The 717-nt window shown below is 48.4% G+C and carries 1 protein-coding gene; it reads right to left on the minus strand.

The window, feature by feature from the left end:
* Positions 1-708, minus strand: a 708-nt coding sequence (locus tag H4O21_RS23925; protein WP_368737588.1) for a PBSX family phage terminase large subunit, incomplete at its 3' end; no start/stop codon positions are given.
* Between the last annotated feature and the right edge of the window lie 9 nt (positions 709-717).

The raw sequence follows: 717 nt of genomic DNA on the forward strand, positions 1-717 counted from the left end.
ATCAGTGAGCACATTCCCTGTCAGCTTATCGACCTTGTAGCTGTACATTGCTGCTTCATTCTGCATTTCCTTGCATCGTTCGTGAATGACGATGCTGTCACAGCCACGCAGCCACGTAACGCCATCTTCAACGCTTCCCGGCCATTTTGTGCATGCGTGAATATCGAATCCAGAGCGCTTGATGTGGCTGATAGTTTCTGGTCGAGCGCAGTCCGCATACCATCGTGCGCGCTTAGCCATCGGGAATGATTGTTCCATCGCGGCTGGCGTGTCAGTAATCTCAAGCCCAACCTTGCCGTACTCGCGATTAATATAAATGTTACGCCTGTCGCCGGGTAAATCTTCGATGTAAACCTCAACCATTGCGGTAGGGTCAGTGGAGAAACCGAAGTCCATCCCGAAGTATGGGCCATGCCATTCAGGCTTGACCTCAAAGTTATCAATGCGCCATTTGCCACCGAAGATTTGCTCGTCGCTACGTTTGTTAAATTTCCCTTCCCAAATCCACATGTAGCGATCGAAGTCAACGCGCTTCATTTTATCTTTTGAGCGGATTAATTCTTCAGTCATCCATGGATTATCGGTCCAGTTACACTCAATGATGAGTATTTCATCATCCTCGTAAATTCCGTTTACCATCTTGTTATGCCACGGGGCAACCCATCGCGTCCATGTGGCATCGGTTTCTTTGTTGGGGTTGAATGTCACCCATATTTC

It is taken from the genome of Oceanospirillum sediminis (assembly GCF_014164585.1).
GTDB lineage: Bacteria > Pseudomonadota > Gammaproteobacteria > Pseudomonadales > Halomonadaceae > Oceanospirillum > Oceanospirillum sediminis.